This is a genomic window from Paenibacillus aestuarii (assembly GCF_027789125.1).
Taxonomy (GTDB): domain Bacteria; phylum Bacillota; class Bacilli; order Paenibacillales; family NBRC-103111; genus Paenibacillus_E; species Paenibacillus_E aestuarii.
The window spans coordinates 30658-50743 of sequence record NZ_JAQFVF010000038.1; the positions used below are offsets into that span (position 1 = coordinate 30658).

General features: G+C 52.9%; 19 protein-coding genes and 1 tRNA gene. 15 read left to right on the top strand and 5 right to left on the bottom strand.

Annotation, left to right across the window (positions count from 1 at the left end; all coding sequences use genetic code 11):
- Positions 1-23 precede the first annotated feature (23 nt).
- On the top strand, positions 24-3560 hold the full coding sequence (locus O9139_RS17610; RefSeq protein WP_270880782.1) for an endo-1,4-beta-xylanase: 3537 nt from the start codon (positions 24-26) through the stop codon (positions 3558-3560).
- Between the two features lie 323 nt (positions 3561-3883).
- Here O9139_RS17610 and O9139_RS17615 read toward each other — a convergent pair whose 3' ends face one another.
- On the bottom strand, positions 3884-5020 hold the full coding sequence (locus O9139_RS17615) for a GGDEF domain-containing protein (RefSeq protein ID WP_270880783.1): 1137 nt from the start codon (positions 5018-5020) through the stop codon (positions 3884-3886).
- A 169-nt stretch (positions 5021-5189) separates the two neighbouring features.
- Here O9139_RS17615 and O9139_RS17620 point away from each other — a divergent pair, with 169 nt between their 5' ends.
- Genes O9139_RS17620 through O9139_RS17640 form a run of 5 tightly spaced genes read left to right on the top strand, consistent with a single transcriptional unit; the run spans position 5190 to position 11714 of the window.
- Positions 5190-6314 (top strand): glycosyltransferase family 4 protein, encoded by a 1125-nt coding sequence (locus O9139_RS17620; RefSeq protein WP_270880784.1) that lies wholly within the window; start codon positions 5190-5192, stop codon positions 6312-6314.
- A gap of 25 nt (positions 6315-6339) precedes the next feature.
- A complete protein-coding gene (locus O9139_RS17625) occupies positions 6340-7617 on the top strand; it encodes a metallophosphoesterase family protein (protein ID WP_270880785.1) in 1278 nt (425 codons plus the stop codon).
- A complete protein-coding gene (locus O9139_RS17630; RefSeq protein ID WP_270880786.1) occupies positions 7614-10901 on the top strand; it encodes an AAA family ATPase in 3288 nt (1095 codons plus the stop codon). Before O9139_RS17625 ends, O9139_RS17630 begins: the two co-directional genes overlap by 4 nt.
- Before the next feature lie 30 nt (positions 10902-10931).
- Positions 10932-11222, top strand: coding sequence for a hypothetical protein (locus O9139_RS17635; RefSeq protein WP_270880787.1), 291 nt, complete (start codon positions 10932-10934; stop codon positions 11220-11222).
- A 45-nt stretch (positions 11223-11267) separates the two neighbouring features.
- The gene (locus O9139_RS17640) at positions 11268-11714 is read left to right on the top strand and encodes a hypothetical protein (protein ID WP_270880788.1); all 447 of its coding nucleotides are present in this window, start codon (positions 11268-11270) and stop codon (positions 11712-11714) included.
- Here the strand turns inward: O9139_RS17640 and O9139_RS17645 are convergent.
- Positions 11646-12686 carry a YkvI family membrane protein gene (locus O9139_RS17645; protein ID WP_270880789.1) on the bottom strand — a complete coding sequence of 347 codons (1041 nt, stop codon included), beginning with the start codon at positions 12684-12686 and terminating at the stop codon, positions 11646-11648. The genes O9139_RS17640 and O9139_RS17645 overlap by 69 nt on opposite strands.
- 136 nt (positions 12687-12822) lie before the next feature.
- Here O9139_RS17645 and O9139_RS17650 point away from each other — a divergent pair, with 136 nt between their 5' ends.
- Positions 12823-13428, top strand: coding sequence for a DedA family protein (locus O9139_RS17650; RefSeq protein WP_270880790.1), 606 nt, complete (start codon positions 12823-12825; stop codon positions 13426-13428).
- A 126-nt stretch (positions 13429-13554) separates the two neighbouring features.
- Here O9139_RS17650 and O9139_RS17655 read toward each other — a convergent pair whose 3' ends face one another.
- Positions 13555-14262, bottom strand: coding sequence for a DUF4309 domain-containing protein (locus O9139_RS17655; protein ID WP_270880791.1), 708 nt, complete (start codon positions 14260-14262; stop codon positions 13555-13557).
- A gap of 268 nt (positions 14263-14530) precedes the next feature.
- Here O9139_RS17655 and O9139_RS17660 point away from each other — a divergent pair, with 268 nt between their 5' ends.
- Positions 14531-15100 carry a xanthine phosphoribosyltransferase gene (locus O9139_RS17660; protein ID WP_270880792.1) on the top strand — a complete coding sequence of 190 codons (570 nt, stop codon included), beginning with the start codon at positions 14531-14533 and terminating at the stop codon, positions 15098-15100.
- An 81-nt stretch (positions 15101-15181) separates the two neighbouring features.
- Entirely contained in the window at positions 15182-15508 is a 327-nt protein-coding gene (locus tag O9139_RS17665) for a hypothetical protein (protein ID WP_270880793.1), read from the top strand.
- A gap of 69 nt (positions 15509-15577) precedes the next feature.
- On the opposite strand, the gene O9139_RS17670 is transcribed toward O9139_RS17665, so the two are convergent.
- Complete coding sequence (locus O9139_RS17670; RefSeq protein ID WP_270880794.1) at positions 15578-15895, bottom strand: hypothetical protein; 318 nt, start codon at positions 15893-15895, stop codon at positions 15578-15580.
- 184 nt (positions 15896-16079) lie between these two features.
- Here O9139_RS17670 and O9139_RS17675 point away from each other — a divergent pair, with 184 nt between their 5' ends.
- Complete coding sequence (locus O9139_RS17675) at positions 16080-16340, top strand: hypothetical protein (protein WP_270880795.1); 261 nt, start codon at positions 16080-16082, stop codon at positions 16338-16340.
- 42 nt (positions 16341-16382) lie between these two features.
- Complete coding sequence (locus O9139_RS17680) at positions 16383-17132, top strand: adenosylcobinamide amidohydrolase (protein WP_270880796.1); 750 nt, start codon at positions 16383-16385, stop codon at positions 17130-17132.
- Positions 17133-17148: 16 nt separating this feature from the next.
- On the opposite strand, the gene O9139_RS17685 is transcribed toward O9139_RS17680, so the two are convergent.
- On the bottom strand, positions 17149-17331 hold the full coding sequence (locus O9139_RS17685; protein ID WP_270880797.1) for a hypothetical protein: 183 nt from the start codon (positions 17329-17331) through the stop codon (positions 17149-17151).
- A gap of 142 nt (positions 17332-17473) precedes the next feature.
- Here O9139_RS17685 and O9139_RS17690 point away from each other — a divergent pair.
- The 4 genes from O9139_RS17690 to O9139_RS17705 all read left to right on the top strand — a co-directional run bounded on the left by O9139_RS17690 (position 17474) and on the right by O9139_RS17705 (position 19879).
- Positions 17474-17558, top strand: a tRNA-Leu gene (locus O9139_RS17690).
- Between the two features lie 77 nt (positions 17559-17635).
- Entirely contained in the window at positions 17636-18343 is a 708-nt protein-coding gene (locus tag O9139_RS17695) for a response regulator transcription factor (protein WP_270880798.1), read from the top strand.
- Between the two features lie 817 nt (positions 18344-19160).
- Positions 19161-19442, top strand: coding sequence for a hypothetical protein (locus tag O9139_RS17700; protein WP_270880799.1), 282 nt, complete (start codon positions 19161-19163; stop codon positions 19440-19442).
- A gap of 74 nt (positions 19443-19516) precedes the next feature.
- Complete coding sequence (locus tag O9139_RS17705; protein WP_270880800.1) at positions 19517-19879, top strand: response regulator; 363 nt, start codon at positions 19517-19519, stop codon at positions 19877-19879.
- Positions 19880-20086: the final 207 nt, after the last annotated feature.

The window sequence follows — 20086 nt, forward strand, 5'->3', positions numbered from 1 at the left end:
ATTTTGGGAGGGGAAGTACCACGATGAACAAACGGTTTAAGCAGATTTTGATGTTATTGCTTGCGGTTGCATTGTTGTTGCCGCAATTTGGAATCGCGCAAAAGACAAGTGCGGCCAGTGCGAATGGAAATTATGCTTTAAAAGTTCAAACCACTGGCGGGCACCAGTGGGATGGTGCGCAAATAGACACAGGGGCAAGCGGATTAAACCTCGTTGCCGGCACAACCTATACCTTCTCATATGACTTATATACCCCTGACCAAGATGTGGCAGGCATTGTTCTACAAACTAATGGAAACTACAACTGGATTAAAAATACAGGAGCTTTAAGTGCGGCAAGCCCCGCTTGGACTTCATACACGGCGAATTATACGTATACAGCCTCAAGCGGTTCACAGCTTCAATTTGTTAAAGTCGGCGATAGCGGAGCTACAGACACTAAGAACATAACGTACTACATCGACAACTTTGTTGTTAAAGACTCGAATGGTATTGTTGTTTACAAAGCCGACTTTGAGGACCAAACGGTTGGTGCCTTTAAACAAAGTGGGACGGCTACATTGTCCACGGTAGTACCGCCGGGAGCAGCAAACGATTATTTCTTAAAGATTCAAACTACAGGTGGGCAACAATGGGATGGCGCGCAAATAGACACAGGGGCAAGCGGCTTAAACCTCGTTGCTGGCACAACCTATACCTTCTCATATGACTTATACAACCCTGACCAAGATGTGGCAGGCATTGTTCTACAAACTAACGGAAACTACAACTGGATTAAAAATACAGGAGCTTTAAGTGCGGCAAGCCCCGCTTGGACTTCATACACGGCGACATATACTTATCTAGCGGCAAGCGGTGGACAACTTCAGTTTGTTAAAGCCGGCGATAGCGGAGCTACAGATGCAAAGAATGTAACTTACTACATCGACAACTTTGTTGTTAAAGACGCAACAAGTGGCAATGTTGTTTACACAGCCAACTTTAACGACCAAGCTACTGATGGTTTTGTACCAAATGGGAATGCTACACTGTCTACTGTTAATAGTACTAGTGCTACAACAACACCAACCCTTAACCCGAATGTACTGACCTTGCCAAGCATTAAGAATACGTACCCGGATTATTTGATGGGCAGCATCATCGGCCCATATTATATGCAAGCCCCAATCATGTCCGTCCTGAAAGCCCAGTTCGGCGTTGTGACGCCTGAAAACGCGACGAAGCCAGCTTCGCTGATCGGCACCAGCGCCTCTACGCATAACGTCGCGGATCTGAGCTTTAACGAAGCGGACACGGAGCTTCAGAGCGCGATCGACAATGGCCTAAAAATACATGGGCATACGCTCGTCTGGCAAGGGCAGTCGATTCCGTGGCTGAACAACGATGTGACGTCCAGCACCGACTCGGCTCCGTCCAACCCAGGTCTGACCGCGGCTGGGGCGTATGTGAACATGAACGACTATATTAACGCGGTTCTCAATCATTTTGACGGCAAGTTCAACGCGAGCACGCAGAACATCATCTCATGGGACGTTGTCAACGAAGCGATGGGTGGATCCGTTCGTGACAGCTCTCTTAGTCCGACAGACTGGCACAGCTACCTGAAATCCACCCCGTGGCTCAAGGCGACGGACGATAACTACGTCGAACAGGCGTTCAAGGATGCCCGTGCAGCGGAGCCGAATTACAACGTCCTGTTGTACTACAACGACTATAGCATGGACGACCAGAATAAGGCAGCGGCAGTTCGCGACATGGTGAAAGACATCAATAGCCGTTGGGCTGTGGATCACCCTGGCAAGCAGCTCATTCAGGGCGTCGGCATGCAAGAACATGACGGCCTCGGCACCAACCCTAGCAATACGCGCAAAACGATCCAGATGTTCAAGGATATTGGCGTCAAAGTCTCAATCAGCGAGCTGGACATCTCCGCTGGCACGGGCGGAACACAGACTGCCGATCAGAAAACAGCCCAAGCCGCACAGTTCGCGCGGTTGATGCAAGTTTATACCGATCCCACCTTCAAGGACACGGTGCAGCGTATCACATTCTGGGGGCTGACCGACACCAACAGCTGGTTATCTTCCGGTAGCCCATTGCTGTTCGACGGCAAGCTGTACCCGAAAGACGCGTTTTACGCCGTGATTGAACCGGCCGGATACCTTGCGAATTACAAAGCACCAGGGAAGCCTGCGGGGGGCAAAACTGCAACCGCTGCAAAGGGAACACCGACGATCGATGGCAAGATGGACGACATTTGGAATACGACCACGCCTATCGATATCAATGTAACGCAGGCGGGCAACACGAAGACCGGTGCGCACATGCCAGCCGCTACCGCTCGCATGTTGTGGGACAACGCGAACCTGTACGCACTCGCGCAGGTGACCAAAGATCCGTCCGAACCGTTGGACAAGGGGAACGGAAACCCTTGGGAGCAAGATTCATTCGAAGCATTTGTTGACCTTCTGAACGGCACCGGTGGCTCCATGTACACGAACGCTGCCGGGCATTACCGAGTTCGATATGACGGCTTTGCGTCGGTAGACGCGAACATGACGGACAATCAGGGCAAAGCAACGACGATGACCTCTGCGACGGTCATCGAGGATACGTACTCCTACACCGTCGAGATGAAGATTCCGTTTGTCGATATTACGCCTACGGTTGGCACTAATATTGGCTTTGACGTTCAGGTGAACGAAGCGATGAACGGTGCGCGCATTGGCGCGTACGCTTGGAACGACGCTAGCGGAACGGCTTATCAGGATCTATTCAAGATTGGCACGTTGCAACTTGTCGCAGGGTCCGTCACGGTACCTCCTGTAACCACGGACAACGCCCCAACCGTGTGGCAGACCCATCCCGTGAACGTGGTCCTCCAAGCGACCGATGAAGGCAGCGGAGTTGCTTCCACGTATTACAGCCTGGACGGAGGAGCCTATACCATCGGCAATTCTGTGTCGATTACATCGGAAGGGATCCACACTCTTCGTTACTACAGCGTGGACCGGGCAGGCAACAAGGAAGCGGTGAAGGAGAAGATCATCCAGATCGATCTGACAGCCCCCACGATCACGATGCCGAACATCACGAAGGTTCTGATTAGTGATGCCCTGAAGTATCCGATTGTGGTATCCGATGCAACTAGCGGCTTGGATTCGGTGTCCGTCACTTTGGACGGAAAGCCTGCATCCAGCTTGATTGAAGCGGCACCATTGAGTCTATCGCTCGGAGTACATCCCATCATAGTGACAGCACGCGATAAGGCGGGGAATTCCGTTACGGTCACTCATCAAATTACCGTTTATATGGATACCGCGCATCTGGACTCGTTGTTCCAATCCGGCAGTGTTAACGGCTTCATTACGAAACCAGAGGTGTTAAACAGCCTGTTGGCGAAGGTGAAGCAGGTGCAGGCGGCCGGCAGCGACGCCAAGCAGGTAGGCAATGTTCTGAACGCCCTCAGCAATGAAGTGAGCGCCCAGACAGGGAAAGCACTGGAGGCTAGATACGCGGTATTGGTGCAGAGTATCCTTCAATCCCTAGGTAACAAGTAAGCTAGAGTAGCACAGAACTGCCCGCATGCGGTTATCGCGTGCCGGGCAGTTTTTTGTGCGCCACGCATGGCGATTAACTAGGTGGTGAAAGTCCACTGTGGGGGTTTGTAGTTCGAAGAAAATAAGTCCGTTAGGATTGAATGACGGATACCAACCAAGATCTACTAGGAAGGACTACCACGCGGCAACCCTTTCACTAATCAAAGAACTACCTAGAAATAAAAAAGTGAATGTTCACAAAAGTAAACATTCACTAACGAACTCTATTTTCCACTAACGGACTTTATTTTCCTTGATCAGCGACTTCACGGTATCGCTTCATATTAGGCATATTTTACCACTTTATTTTTGCCGGTTGACTTCGCTTTGTACATCGCTTCATCGGCTTGCTTAATGAGCTCTTCCGCGCTGAGGCCGCTTTTATATTTGCTGAAGCCGATGCTGGCGGTGACGATCGTTTCCGATTCGATTCGTTTGCGGACGCGCTCGGCAAATTCCTCCATTTTGACACTCGGGTCTGTCACCATGACGACCATCTCTTCGCCGCCATATCGCCCGGCAATGCCGTATTCCTCGACTTCATCTTTTAAAATTTGCGCCACCTGCTTAAGCACGTCATCGCCCATTTGATGGCCTTTGGTGTCATTCAACTTTTTGAAATTGTCAATGTCGCTGAACAAGATGGCGATGGGCAAATGCCGTTGCACATATTGGGTCACCCGGTTATAGAAAAATTTGCGATTATAGAGGCGTGTCAGCCCGTCGGTAATCGATGAGTTGTAAATCGCTTGCATCAGCTCGACAATCCGCTCGAAAAGCAGCATAAATAACAAAAAGTAATAAATGAGAGGCAACCCACGATCCGCCAGGGAGAACCAGCGGTTCGCATCGCTGTACGCGTACACGTTGATGAGATGCGCCGTCTGGTTGAGAAAATAGACAGTTAGCGCGATTTGATATTTAACCTGCTGCCCGATAAAGGGCGGTATGAGATAAAAACAAAGAAAAATCAATAAAAAAACGTACAGCTCCAAGCCTAAATCCTGGAGCAGCTTGACTTGCTCTTCAGTCCCGCTGTACATCCGGGGAATGAAAAAATGGAGTAAAGATACGATAAGGCCCATGACGATCAACCCATAGAAAAAAACGTACTGCTTCCGCTTCGTCTTGTTGTACAACTGATAGATCCCCATGTTCAGCAGGACGAAGGAGATGATTTTCAGCACGAGCAGTATGTAAGCGGTTAAGCTGGTATCCAGTGCGTGGAGCTTCAAGTAGAACTGAAGCATATAATGTAAGGCAACGATCACAATGGAGATGGTCATGGATAAGTAGCCTTTTTTGCGCCGGTCTAAAAAAAGCCTTACAGACATTACAAACATAAGTACCAGAATCACGAGTACGATCATAATCGAAATTATGGAGGCTAGGTCACCAAATAATAAATCTGCTACATTCATATGTTCCTCCGCATTCGGCATTTATCGACATAACTATCTCTTATTATAAAGGAAAATGTGATAGAGAGATAGAATCGAGTTTGGGTGGGGCTGTGTTCTCTTTTCTATTCAGCGAACACACGTTACAATAAGAAGGTAAGCTCAAGGATTTTGGAGAGGGGCTCATGCAATGAACATATTGCAAGCATTGTTTTTTCCGCCGGAACAACCAGGCGGGGTGTCATCCATGGTTCCCTATATTTTGGACCGCTTTAATAAAAAGGGCTGGGAGATGGAACTGTTTTCGCTGCCAAAGCGCATTCGCAACAAAGGAACGGAGGAAGTGGAATTCACCACCTTCGATTGGCGAAAATATGCCGGAAACCCGATTGTAGATAAATACATCCAGACCTACAAAGATTATGTTTGGTGGACAAAACTGCGATTGGTGAAAAAATTCGATATTATTCATGCGCATCATCCGATTGCAGGCTTGGTAATGAAGCAATTGTACCCGGATATACCGGTGATTTTGACGATTCACTCGAGCTTTGAACGGGAGCTAATTTTGAATGGAAGGATTCAAGAGAACGGACTGGAACATCAGTTTTTGACACAAATCTATGGTGAGCTGGAAGCGAAGGTCGATCAAATTATTACAGTTTCCAATTCCTTCAAGCAGTATTTATCGGAATACGTGCAGGACAGCGAGCGGCTCGGGGTCATCCCGAACGGCTTCGATGAGAAGCGCTTCCGTCCCATTTCCCACGAAAACCAGGTGACGCAATTTATTACGGTATGCCGGTTGGTCCCAGCCAAAGGGCTGGATACGCTGCTCATGGCGTGCGGGGAGCTAAAAAAACGCGGACTGCCGTTCGTGCTGCACATTATCGGTGACGGCCCGTGCAGGCAAGAGCTGGAAAAGCTGGCAATCGAGCAAAACATTTATGAAGACACCATTTTTTATGGCTATATGCTGCACCCGGAAGAATTTATGCCGTTTTTTGATGTGTTCGTGCTGCCTTCGCGCGCGGAGGCATTCGGTTCCGTATTTGCCGAGGCGGCTTTATGCTGGCTGGCTTTGGTCGGAACGAATGTCGGCGGGATCGCCGAGCAAATTGAGCACGGGCATAATGGGCTGCTGGTGCCGGTCGGAGATGCGCACGCATTAAGCCTGGCGTTGGAGAAGGTTATTATTGACCCGACCTTCCGCTATAATCTCGCCAGAACGGCTTGGGAGAAGGCGAAGAAGACATATTCGCTCAACCGGGTTCTGCGCCAGTTGAAAAGCGTGTACGAAATCTATCAAGTTTAAAGAGAATCGTTAGGAGCGAACTTGGATGAAACGACTGCGGTTTGTGCATGCGGCCGACTTGCACGTGGACAGTCCGTTCAAGGGCATGTCGGCGCTGCCGGAGCGGGTTCGCGAGCGGGTAAGGGAATCGACCTTCGGCGCGCTCAAAGAGCTCGTTGCTTTAGCTATAGAAGTCAAGGCTGATTTCGTACTAATTAGCGGTGATGTATATGATTTGTCAGATCGGTCCCTGCGCGCGCAAATACGCTTCCAGAAAGCGATGGAGCAATTAGCGGCGCGGGGTATTCCCGTTTATGTCATTCACGGGAACCATGACCCTCAGGATGGACGCGCGGCACAGCTGGATTGGCCGGAGGCGGTCCATTTTTTTGCTTGTGACCGGGTACAGACGCTGGACGTCGTCAAGGAAGGGGTAGAAATCATTGCCCAAGTCCATGGGATATCGTATGCCACTTCCAGTGTAACGGACAACCTTGCCCGGCAATATCGGGCAGCGCGGCAAGATGTGTATCAGATCGGTTTATTACATACGAATGTCGACGGTGACCCTGGTCACGATAATTACGCGCCTTGCACGAAACAAGATTTAATCGCAAGCGGCATGCATTATTGGGCTCTGGGCCATATTCATACCCGACAAGTGATTCAAGAACAGCGCCCTGCGATTGTATATCCAGGCAATATCCAGGGCCGAAGCATTCGCGAGACAGGGCCGCGCGGCTGCTATGTGGTCGACGTGCACGAGGATGGACGCGCCGAGCTGACGTTCCACGCGCTGGACCGGGTGCGCTGGTTTCATGAGCGCTTGACGGTTGCAGGCCTTGTGAGCGAGCAAGCGCTCAAAGACAAGATCGGCGAGCGGCTCGAGCGGGTTCGGGAAGAGGCGGACGGCCGCGATGCCGTCGTCCGCCTCGTGCTGGAAGGGCGCAGCGCCGTGCATGCGCTCTTGCGCAAAGGGCGGGCGCTGGAGGAGCTGACCGCCGAGTTTCGCGAAGACGAAGCGGAGCGCAGCCCCTTCGTGTGGATCGAGTCGATGGAGGACCGGACAGGCAGTGACATCGACATGGTGGCGCTAACGCAGGAGAAGAGCTTCGTCGGTGATCTGCTGCGTCTTGCACAAGGGCTGCGCGACGATGAGGCCGCGCTGGCCGCTTTTGCAGCGGAGGCGCTAGCGGCGCTGCAGAGTTTGCCGCAAGCTGCCGGCGGAGCTGCTGCGGATTCCGAGCGGCTGCGGCAGTGGCTGCGAGCCGCAGAGGAACTGGCTGCGGATCTGCTGGCCGCAGATGGGGGGTGGTCTGGATGAGGATCACATCCATCCAGGTGGACGGCTTCGGCAGCTTGCAGGGCAAGCTGCTGGATACAGATGCACCGCTCGTGCTGTTCTACGGCGCTAACGAAGCGGGGAAGAGCACGCTGATGGGCTTCGTCCGAGCGGTGCTGTTTGGCTTTCCGCCGCGGCAGGGCCGGTCGGAGCGCTACGAGCCGCTCGGGGGCGGCGCCCACGGCGGAGCACTGACCCTGCTGGACGAGCAGGGCCAGCGCATCCGCGTCGAGCGCTATGACGCGCCCGCCGCAGGGGGCAAACGAGCCTCGGCGGGGCTCGTCAAAGTCACCCTCGGTGACGGTACCATCGGGGGCGAAGAGCTGCTGAACACGCTGCTGGGAGGCCTTTCGGCCGAACTCTTCCGCAGCTTGTTCGCCTTCGGCTTAACCGAGCTGCAGGAGCTGCGCACCCTGCAGACAGATGAGCTCAGCGGCTATTTGTATAGCGCTGGGCTCGGGGTAAGCGGCTCGGCCATCATGGAGGCCGAGCGCAAGCTGGCGGCGCAGGCCGACAGCCTGTACAAGCCCCGCGGACGCAATCAGGAGATCAATCGTCTCCTGAAGGAGCTGGAGGGGCTGGAGCAGGCGCTGCGCCGCAGCCGCGACCATGCAGCCGGCTATGATGGGCTGCAGGAAGAGCGCCGCTCCGCGGAGCAGCGTATCGCCGGCCTGGAGCAGCGGCAGGAGGCGCAGCGGGCGGAGCTGCACAAGATCGGCCTGGCCGTCAAAGGACGCAGCGGATGGGTCCGCTTGCGCCAGATCGGCCGGGAGCTGGCGGCGCTGCCTGCGCGGCCCGGCTTCCCCGAGCATGCCTCGGCGCGGCTAGGCGCCCTGGAAGCGGAGCTGGAGCGCGCGGAGGCGGAGCGCACGCGCCTTACGATCAAGCAGCAGGGCTTGCAGCTTCAGCTGCAAGAGCTAAAGCTGCTCCCCGCTGAGCTGCTTGCGCACCAGGTGGAGCTGAACTATTTGCTGGAGCAAGCCTCCACCTATGAAGAGCAGCAGCGCAGCGTAACGGAGCTGCGCGTCGAGCGGGAGCACCTGCGCATGCAGCTAAGCAAGCTGCTCCGTGAAATCGATGAACGCTGGGATGAGAAGCATGTAGCTGCTTTTCCGGTGTCGATCTCCCTGCGTGAGCGGGTGCGTTCGTTCAAAGAACAGTTCCGCACGGCACGTGCCGATGAGCTTCGTGTGCGTACGGAGCTGGAAGGTCTGCAGCGGCAGCGTGACCGTTATCACGATCAAATCCGCGGTTTGGAAGCGGATTTACATAGGCAGGGGATCTCTGTGGAAGCCCGGCGCGCTGGACTTGTGGATGCTGCCGAAATGCTGCAGCGTCTGGCCAGAGATTATGCCAAATGGCAGCTGTTGATAAGAGAGGTGCAGCACCATCAGGAACGTCAGGCTGAACGGCAGCGGCATCAGCAGCAGCTAGAGGAAGCGGCGGCGCAAAGCAAAGCCGCCTCCAAGCGGATGCAGCAGCGCTTGGTTGCGCTGAGCAGCCTGTTCACGATGCTCCTGCCTAGCTGGCTGCTGTGGCAGGTTAATTGGCAAACGGCGGCTGTGGCTTTTGTCGTCCTGGCCGCCGTTACCTGGTTTGCTTTTGCCTCAAGCCGCACCGCCAAACCGCGAGTCAAGCGCGCTGAACGAGCTGTGGTGGCGTGGCATGCCCTTACTGGCGAGCCGGAAAGTACGGGGGCGGGCTCGGGCAAGCCGGCGGAAATGAAGCGCGCGGAAGAGGAGCTGCGTCAGCTCGAACGCAGCCTTCAGGAGCAGCTCGAGCGGCTATATGCGCTGCGCCGGCACGATCCCGCCATGGCGGAAACGGCGGCGGCGGCAGGGACGTCATGGACGCGGCGGGGAGCCGCTGCTGCGGTGCCGCTGCAGGAGCTGCAGCCGCACCTGGAAGCTTGGCTGCGCGAGGAAGAGCTGACGAAGCAGCAGCGCAGCGAGCATGTCCGCCAGCTGGAGAAGCTGAAGGACGCGCAGGAGCAGCTTGCGCAGCTGCGGGAGCAGGAAGAGGAGCGCAGCGCCGCCTGGCGGCAGCTGGGGAATGCGCATGCACAGCTGCAAGCGGAGTGGGGCGAATGGCTGGAATCGCTGGCCATGAGCGACCGGCTTTCGCCCGATGCGGCGCTGGAGACGATTCAAGCGGTGGAGCACGGTCATGAACTGCTGCGGCAGCAGCATAAACTAGATGCAAAACTAGCCTCTTATCAGACGGCTATTCATCAATATGAACAAAAGCTGATCCGGTTACTCGGATTAAGCGCGGGCATGAAAGAGCCGCTCCTGGGGCTCAAGCGCTGGAAAGAGCAGGAGCAGGAACAGCTTCAGCAGCTGGAAGTGCAGCAGCGTCTGCAGCAGCAGCTTGCTGAAGGGGAACAGGAGCTGCTGGCTGTGCAGGAAGACAGGCAGCGGCTGCTCGAACGACTGCAGCAGCTGCTGGCCGAAGGCTCCGCTGCCGATGGCGAAGCGCTGCGCAAGCATGAGCGGGAGCAGGTGGAGCGCAGCAAGCTGCGGGATGAGGAGACGGCGCTGCAGGCTCATCTGGAGTCGCTGCTCGGCAGCAGTCAGCTGCCAGATTTTGCGGCGCTCATGGAGTCGCACGGCGAGGAAGATTTGACGCAGCGCTATCTAGCGGTCGAATCCGAGCTCGTCGCAACGACGGAGGAAGCCAATCAGCTCCGGCAGGAGGTTGGGCGGCTAAGCGGCATGATCGGGCAGCTGGAGCAGGGCACTGAGCATGCGGACCGTTTGCTGCAGGTGGAGGCGCTCCGTGCGGCCGTCGCGCAGCAAGTCGAGCACTATGCGGTCGCTTCGTTCGCCTCGCTGCTGATGAAAAAAGCACGCGACGTATATGAGCGCGAACGGCAGCCGGGCGTGCTGCAGCAGGCTTCCGTCTATTTCGAGCAAATGACGAATGGACGTTTCGTGCAAATCAAGGCGCCGTTCGGTGAACAGCGGCTAATCGTGATCCGAGCGGGTGGGCAAGCACTCGAAACGCATCAGCTCAGCCGAGGAACGGCGGAGCAGCTCTATCTGTCGATGCGGTTCGCATTGGCGCAGGAGTATGCGGGCAGAGCGGTACTGCCGCTGGTGATGGACGATATTTTGGTCAATTTTGATGAGGAACGAATGGAAAGCTGTCTGCGGGTTATGGCGGATGTGAGCCAGCGCCACCAGGTGCTGCTATTTACTTGCCACGCACATGTGCGGGATGCGGCTGCCCGATTGTTGGGCTCTAGCCGATTTATAGAGCTATAAGGCAACGTTGAGGAAGGGAGCAAACGAGCTATGGAGCCGGGGATCGACAAAAAGAAAGACCACCACCGTGAGATTACGTATCAGGTTGGCTGGAAAAAGGGCAAAATCGAGTGGCAGGAAGGAGCCGGCGCAGAGGGTGGCGGCAAAGCGCATACGCCAGAGGAGCTTCACGCAGCGAGCTGCGAGCGAAGATTGCAGCTGCTTTGGCGCGCGGTCCCGGCATTGCCAGGCGCGCTGCTGCTGCCGCTCCTGTATGCGCTGCCAGTGATCTGCTTCATGTTGACGATTCTGCTCGTCTATCACCTGCGTCTGCACAGCTAAAGCTTGGGGCATGGGAAATATTGAAGCGAGAAGGGGGACTTATACGTGAATTTGTTATTAGCCGTCATCGGCGGCTTGATTGGTCTAGCCGTTACCGGCGCTGCGGTGTACACCGTTTGGGCGGTGCGTCAGCTGTGGAAGCAGCAGGCTGCGGCGCCTAAACCGGCGAGTCAGGTGGAAATTGCCGCCGTTTACTTTTTGAGATGGACGTTCTTAGACTATGCGGTCGTCGGTTTATTTATCGTTGGCCTGCTCCTGTTGCTGGCTGAATTGTTCGCCGTACTGCGCGACCGGTCGTCGTTTGAAAGCTTCCATTTTGCTTATTTACTGACCGGAATCGTCCTCTCGGCTATGGGCATGCTGCTGCTGTTCGCTCGCCTGCTGGCCGTGCTTGGGTTTGTCAAATCCAATGAGCTGCAAGGGTTACAACGTTCGGCTGCGGTTGCGCCAAATCATCAGCACGAGCCACACCATGCTGATCGCGCCGAATAGCGGATATAGCGCGGAGAGCAGCGCTTTGAAGCCGATTTGGCTGACCACATAGCTTAAGGTTAGAATGCTGATTAAAATCAGTTTCGGATGCAGCTTAACTCGCTGCTGCAGCTGGAGGGACAACCCATATGCATCGGCGATAAACGTTGTGAAGATTTCACCGTAGATCACGAGCAGATAAGCGATTTGCGGGGCTGAGCCAAGCCTGTTGATGATGTTGCCCATGGGGATCTCGAATTGGGCGATGCCTGGCATTTGGGCAGACAGCGCAAAATGTGCCGACAGCAGCAGCAAGCCAATGCCGATGCCGCCGATCAGTCCGCCCCAGTACAGAACGGAGCGGTTCTGTATGGCAGCGCCCATGGGAACCAGTACGGCCTGTGCCATCGCCAGGTTAAAAGCGGTGTAGAGGAATGGGGCGAACCATATTTTGGAAAGTGGGTAATCGCTGGTGATCCGCAGCCAGTTGCCCGAAGCCGGCGAGTTCCATGTATAAATGACGATCACGAGACTGAACAACAGCATGATCGGCACGACAATTGAGTTGACGGTCATGATGGCTCCGATCCCTCGCGAGAGCACCAGGTAGGAGAGGACGAGCGTCACGAGCAAGCCGGTCTGGTAAGAGAGGTGAAGCTGCTCTTCAAATACGGTCCCGCCTCCGGCGAGCATGACCGTCGTAATGCCAAACAGCACAATCATCGTAAACAGGCTGATCCACCTGCCGATTTTGGCCCCGAACAGTACGGCATTCAAGTCTTCATACGATTCCGCTTTCAGATCGTGTGCCATCATCATGAGCTTGATTCCAATCCAGACGAACATCAAACTGGAAAGCGCGATCGTTAGTGTTGCCATCCAGCCATACCGGGTGAAAAACTGCAGTATCTCTTGACCGGAGGCAAATCCTGCGCCGACAATCGTACCGATATATGTAAAGGCGACGCGGATGATCTGTGATCCTGTTCGCATATATTGCCCCTCTCTCCGACGTTTGATATAGTACAAGGTATGTTATTGCTTACATCCTCATGACAGGAAGTTGGGGCAAGCTCTATTTTCTGGTAAAATGTGAAAGTGCAGAATAGGTTCATTAGGAGTGTGACTTGTGAAGGAAGTCATATTTGAATTTATTAATCAATACGGCTACATTGCCTTATACATTCTGCTTTCAGCGGGGATCGTCGGCGTGCCTGTCCCGGACGAAACCCTCATGGCTGTCGTAGGCTCGCTGACGGCCCCTGGCGGACCGTTCAAGTTCACAACGGCGCTTATCGTCATTTATGCAGGCACGATGACGGGGATGATTGTCAGCTATGTACTGGGTCATAGGGTCGGCAAACCACTGCTGTACCGCTATGGCAAATGGTTCAAATTGACGCCGGCGCGGATCGAAAAAGCCGAGGGCTGGTTTCAGAAATACGGCTTGTGGACGGTATTTTTTGGGTATTTTGTGCCGGGCGTTCGGCACTTCACGTGTTATTTATCGGGGGTCAGCGGCGTTAAATTTTATAAGTATTTGTTCTACGCAGGCACGGGAGCAATGCTGTGGTGTACGACCTTTTTGACACTTGGTCATTTTATTGGCCGTAATTTGGACAGTATGTTCGAGCTGATCCACAAATATATGGGCATGAGTTTCCTCATTCTGGCAGTTGCCGCGATAGCGGGCGCCTGGATCTACATCCGTTTTCGGAAGCGCAAGACGGTGTAGGAGAGTAAAAGCGTAGGAGAGTAGGGACGCAAGAGCAGCCTGCGCGAATTTTAAAAAAAGCCTCATTCTATGAATCTGAGATTCCAGATATGGAACAACAGACTCACGGAAGGAGGCTTTTTATATTTACTCATCGGCGAACAGCTTGATGGATTGGATGGTGCCTGCTTTCGGATCGATATCCAGCCTCAAAATCGTTCCCTGTGCTTTATACGAAAGCACATAGGTAGAATTGGAATCAGGCTTGCCTAATATGGCGATAGCGTCTTGCACTTTCTGGCCGAGATGAAGACCCTGCAAACCGGGATCGATATCAAAAGAACGCACATCGACGAATTGCAAAGCATCCTGTGCGTTAAAACCTACAGAAAAATCCGTGTAATCGTAAACTTGAAGCGTATCTTGGTCTTCATCCATATTGAATTGTTTCTTGGCTGTTCCGAAGCGTTTCAGGACGAAGTCCTTCGAAGTTCCCAGCTTCAAACCCATCAGTGTCGGTTTATCTTGCTGGTACGCATCTTCCGATTTCACTTTCGGCTTGGCTGTCGGCTTCGGGTTATTCGCGGTTTGCGGAATGTCCGACAGATCCGTCTTGGTTGTGCCTGCGACTTGCGCTTCATGCTTCGATTGATCCTCTGGCGTTGGGCTTGGTGCCTGGGTCGGTGCAGGTTCAACCGGAGGTTTAGTCTCATGAACGACAGTCTGTATGTAAGTAGGTGTTTCTAGAGGGGGCTGTGCAGTCGGAACAGATGACTTCTGACAGCCAGCTGCTACAAGCGACACCAGGGCAACTGGGACACAGCCAAGAACAAGTAGTTTAGTTAGTTTGTTCATTGCCATCGTTCCTCTCTGCTTGATCGGTTTCTCCGAGTCGTGTTAAGTATATACATCATAAACCTATAAGGTTGTCAACCTCAATGCTCAAATGTGAGCAAATATTGGCAATTTCCAGTTCTCACCTATATAGACACCGCTACAATAGAAAAAGTTTCACTCCTAAAGGCTTAGCCGGGTAAATTGGGACTTGAAACCTACTTGAACAATATGGTAACTTACTCATAATACATATGGAAATTCCCTATTCAATTGTGGAGGTCATAATATGGAATTATTAAAGCAGCGGATCTTGGAAACAGGTGTCGTCGTATCGGATCAAGTGCTTAAGCTTGACGCCATTCTGAATCATCAGGTGGATCCGGTGCTGATGATGGAGATGGGCAAAGAATTTGCCAGATTGTACGGGGAAGAGAAGCCTGACAAGGTGTTGACGGTCGAATCGTCCGGTATTCCCATCGCGTTGACAACAGCGCTCCATCTCGGTGTTCCTATGGTTTTTGCCCGCCGCAAGAAGACGTTGACGATGGATCAAGACACTTATAGCGAACGCGTTCCGTCTTTTACGAAAGGGATTGTCACGGATATTATGGTTTCCTCGCACTTGCTGAAGAAGGGTGAACGAGTCCTGCTGATCGACGATTTCATTGCCAACGGCGATGCGGCGCGCGGGCTCATCCGGATTATTGAGAAAGCCGGAGCTGAACTCATCGGTGTAGGCATAGTTGTAGAGAAGATGTTCCAATCTGGGGGCAACTCGCTCCGTGAGCGGGGCATTCGCGTAGATTCCTTGGCGCGCATTGCATCTCTATCGAACGGACAAATCCAGTTTGACTAATTTTTCATGGAACCGATGCCTTCCATGAAACCGATTTTTCCTTTATAATGAGTAACAAGGTAAGAGAGGAGGCTGACATCGATGGGGATTGAGAATGGTTCTGTTGAATATTTTATGACAAAGCTGGGGGAAGCCAAGACTCACTTTGAGCGTGCTCTCGATTGCAAGCACACGGAGTTTGATGACCTGTATCCTTACATGATTGAGCACCCGCAATTCTTCTGGTATAAACGCTATGTGGCGTGGTCAGAGCTGTTGACGATCGTCAAATTGTGCACCGAGCTTTCGGTGGCGTGGGAACAACAGTTTTCCGCGGCGCAAGTAGAATATATTCAAAAACGCGTAATGTCCAGCAAAGTACTCGATTTCTGGTTCGAAACGAATGATTCCAAAGAACATGTCAGCTAATCGGTAATGTGTGCATGGAATAGAATAAGGCCATTGAATCCTTTTGATTCATGGCCTTTTTTGTTTGGCTCATATTCCGTTCTCCAGAATGTGCATGCTTTCGATGTGCTTACGCGTTTCTTGCGTGCCCAGTTTATGTATCATACGGTACACTTCCGTTAAGTAATAGTCATAATCCTCGTTGGCCTCGTTATTGTAGTAGACGCGCCAAGGGACATAAGAGGTGCCATAACTGTTCTGAGAAGTATTATCCGTTTCTTCAAAAAGTTCCTGAAGTTGATCGAGTTCTTCCTGATCTGCCATGATTTCAAAGTCATAATTGATGTTTTCTTTGCTATCCAGCACTTCACCCGTGTTGACCGTCACGTAATACGTTTTCTTATCCATGCTTTAGTTAGCGCCTCCCCGAGAGTGAACGAATTTAGCCGACTATGTATAAGGTAACCGCATTGAAAGTGAAATATGTAGGTTTGATCTCTTTGGGATTTTGTGTATGCTAGAAAGATGGAGAGCAGTATGCCAGTAACGCTTGTGCTTGTAAAGTAGGAAGAGAAAGGGAGTATCAATCATCATGATTTCAGAGGATCAATTGGATATATATCGCGTGGAGAGCACGCTGCTGCGCGTCATTCGAGATGTTAATTCGGCGAATGATGTGCGCGGGATAGTAGTGGCATGGGATGATGACACTGTCTTGATCCGCAAAAAAAACCGCAGGGTCGTCAAGCTTGCGCGTTCCTATGTGTACCAGCCGTACGAAGAGGCGAGACCGCCTGAGTTTATGCTGCCGCAGGAGCCTGCCGAGCCTTACGCTGAGCGTGATGAGAATTAAGGATCAGCCAGCCTGATCCGGGGCAATGAGGAGGGGGAGACTTTGGCTTCGACATCGATTCCTGGCATCGCTATGAACCGGGTGACTAGCGAGCAAGGGTCATATTTATGGTTTCAAAGCGAGATTCCGCTGCGGACGCTCAATTCTTCGCCTTGGGGCGGCGGTTTTGGTCGGCACCAGCATGTAGTGAATCGGCAAGTGGGAAAATCTTACCACGCAGAGGATCCGCTGGCGGAAATGAGCGGGTTTTTGCTGCAGGAAGGGCTCAACCCGGCAGCTACCGCCGGGATGCTCACAGCGGCGTGGGTGAAGGACGTTGGCGTTAGCTCGCTGAGCTGGGAAGCGGTGAAAGGGAGCGATGGCGGCGACGGTGGAGCCGCTGGTTCAGGCGCGCTGCAAGTCTGCGCCTATGTAACGGTGGGGCTAGGCAACAAAGCGCGGGCCGGCGCCGAACTTCCGGCGCATTCGCTGTATCCAGGGACGATCAATATCATCCTGTTGATCGACGGGCAGTTAACGGATGCCGCGATGGTGAATGCGGTCATTACGGCTACAGAGGCCAAGGCGGCGGCGCTCCAGGACTTGAACGTGCACAAGGAGGGCCGCGTTGCTACAGGCACCACGACGGATGCCGTTCTGATCGCGGCTACAGACCGCGGGCGGATGCATGCTTACGCTGGAACTGCGACACAGCTGGGATATTTAATTGGCAGGACCGTTTATGAGGCAACGATGGCTTCGGCACTGCTATATGAAAAAAGCCTATCTCATTTCCCGAAATCAGGGAATTGAGATAGGCATAGCCGTTTTACGTGCGGCGGAAGACTCCGTATGCTAGCCCGGCTGCCAGGCCGTTCGCCATATCGGGGACATCTTCATCCTCGCCGCGGTAATTCGGGTCATGCACGATAGCTTCGGCCTCACCTTCAGTGAGGTCGCGTTGGTTGCCCGTGTACTTCGGTTCCAGTGCATCGATTTCTTCTTGATCCAAGGCAATCCCTCCTTTGCGCTTAGGATGCGGATTGGATGACATTGCTATTCGTGAATTGTAAAAAGATTGTTGACTTCCTAATTGGAATCATGATATATTACTAAATGTCGCTGCTGAACATAGCTTGTTCAAACAGTAACTCGCGGTCGTGGCGGAATTGGCAGACGCGCACGGTTCAGGTCCGTGTGGGCTAACCCCCCGTGGAGGTTCGAGTCCTCTCGACCGCATCCACAGCAAGAGCTTCGGTCTTCGGACCGGGGCTTTTCTTTTTTATAATAAAGAACATTCATAGTGGGATAATGAGATGATGAACCAGATGCCGACTATTTTAATAGTCGATGATGATCCTGCAATTTCGATTTTAATTGAAAAAAGCTTAAGCAAAGAAGGCTTTCATACATCCGTCGCTAAAAGTGGCCAGGAGGCGCTGGAGCTCATGCGCCAGCCTGAAAATTTTTCCTTGCTCATTCTGGATATCATGATGCCAGGGATGGACGGCTTTGAAGTGTGCCGGCAAATTCGCGCGCGGTTTGCGGGACCGATCCTCTTTTTAAGCGGCAAAGATAGTGAAATGGATCGTGTCATTGGGCTTGAGCTTGGAGCTGATGATTATGTGACTAAGCCATTTATGACCACCGAGCTGATGTCTCGGGTCAAGGCGCATCTGCGGCGTGAGCAGCGAAGCGCTATGCAGCGGAAACGTGCCCAAGGTGTGATGCAATTCGAGCAGCTCACGATTGATAAAGAAACGTTCGATGTCGCCAAGGATGGTGAACGTATCGTACTGTCCACGAAGGAGTTTCAAATTCTCGTGTATTTGGCGGAAAATCGCGGGCGCGTTCTGTCGCGCGAGCAGATTTACGACGCCATATGGGGGAGCGGCGAGTTCGGGGACATCACCACCGTGACGGTCCATATCAAAAATTTGCGCGATAAGCTCGATAGAGAAAATACATATATTAAGACCGTCTGGGGCGCTGGGTATAAATTTACCGGGGGCCGGGCGGAATAGTTTTATTTGTGTGCCGTGGAGGATAGGGTTGGTCCTTTGCGGTTTTTTTGTGTTTCTGTGGTAACTGCTTGGAAGCTTGAGGATGGTTAGTTTCTGTGGTAACTGCAAGGGAGTCTAAGGATGGTTAGTTTCAGAGGAAATTGCAAAGCAGTCTGAGGCTGGATATTTTCTGAGGTAACTGCAAGGGAGTCTGGGAATGGTTAGTTTCTGAGGTAACTGCAAGGGAGTCTGGGAATGGATAGTTTCTGATGTAACTGCGAGGGAGTCTGGGAATGGATGGTTTCTGTGGTAACTGCAAGGGAGTCTAAGGCTGGATAATTTCTGAGGTAACTGCGAGGGAGTCTGGGAATGGATGGTTTCTGTGGTAACTGCGAGGGAGCCTAAGGAAGGTTAAGTTTCTGTCGTATCTACAAGGGAGTTGTGGGCGATATCTAGTTGTGGCTGCCCTTCATGGGGCGGATGTTATTTCGTCCCTTCGCTATCCTGCAAAATGGGATGATTTTTGGATTTTAGCCGATTGAGTGATTATCCTTTAGTATCATGCTGTTTTTGCAGGATAAGTGGGGGCTTGGGGGCGACTAGGGAGTGAGCGTATGCAAGTGGGGATCTGAGGAGTGGTTGCGTCGGCGCAGTATGCTCACTGGAGCCGTCAGGTGCGGTCCGAGAGGCAGCACGGAGCATGTTTACCCACGGCGGCAGGTGAGGCCCAAGAGGCGGCATGGAGCATGTTTACCTACGGCGACAGGTACGGCCCAAGAGGCGGCATGGAGCATGTTTACCTACGGCGACAGGTACGGCCCAAGAGGCGGCATGGAGCATGTTTACCTGCGCCGTCGAGTGCGGTCCGAGAGGCAGCGCGGAGCATGTTTACCTAACGGCGACAGGTGAGGCCCAAGAGGCGGCATGGAGCATGTTTACCTGCGACGACAGGTGCGGTCCAAGAGGCAGCGCGGAGAGTGTTTACCTGCGGCGACAGGTGCGGGCCCAAGAGCAGCGCGGAGCGTGTTTACCTGCGGCGACAGGTGCGGGCCCAAGAGGCGGCATGGGAGTGTTCCTTCGCCGTCAGGTGCAGCTTCCGCGAGCGCTTAATATTTCTTAATATTTGTTTATTTTTATATTAGATCTATTCGCTACAATCATCCTTAATCAGGTTGATTAAGGAGTGGGTTCGGGATGGCGAATATTTTGGTCGTGGATGATGCAGCTTTTATGCGGGTGATGTTGCGGACGATGCTTGAGAACAACGGTCACTCTGTTGTCGGGGAGGCGGCGAACGGCGTGGAGGCGATTGAGAAATACGTTACCTGCCGCCCTGATCTGGTGACGATGGATATCACCATGCCGATTATGGAGGGGGTTGAAGCCGTGCGGAAAATCAGGCTGAAAGACCCCCGTGCCAAAATTGTCATGTGCTCAGCGATGGGACAAAAAGCAATGGTCGTCCGCGCGATTCAAGCGGGTGCGATCGATTTTATCATAAAGCCGATGCAAGAGGGAAAGGTCCTTGAGGTGATCGCCAAGCACACGTCCAGCTAAAGCTTACAGCAGCCGTAAGTCGCCTACTGTAAGTGAACAATTGTTGTATTTGCCCGCATTGGCGTTGAAGCCGTCATTCGTTGCATGTGAAACGGGTAACGGTTTTTTGAAGTTTTCGGGCGAAAATTGTAAAATTCTGTTTTTTGCGCTAGGCACAAATCATATATGATAGTATGGATATGAACTAGACGCTCTGGAGAGGAAAGT